Genomic DNA, 283 nt, shown 5'->3' on the forward strand with positions numbered 1-283 from the left:
CTATGTTGTTGTCAGCCTCATTACCAGTGGAATGAGCTATCTGCATAATGGATCGTTAGTGACCATGCCTCTTTATTTCCTCCTGCTGGCCTTTTTCATGGTGCTTGTCAGTAGAAGGCTGAACATGAGGGCTCAAGCGAAGATCTAAACAAATAAGGCAGTGGTAGTTCGGACAAGACAAAAAAGTCCGAGACTGCCGCTGCCTTTATTTAGCTTTTGAGCCCATTAACAGATTCATTCCAAATTTGGCGATTCCAGACTCCGCCCAAATCTTTTCGAGACG

General features: G+C 44.9%; 1 pseudogene. It reads left to right on the top strand.

The window, feature by feature from the left end:
- Positions 1-148, top strand: a pseudogene (locus SB773_RS31200) (multidrug effflux MFS transporter); the annotation flags it as partial.
- Positions 149-283 lie beyond the last annotated feature (135 nt).

This window comes from Bacillus sp. SIMBA_074 (genome assembly GCF_046534555.1).
In the GTDB taxonomy this organism is placed as follows: Bacteria; Bacillota; Bacilli; order Bacillales; family Bacillaceae_G; genus Bacillus_A; species Bacillus_A mycoides.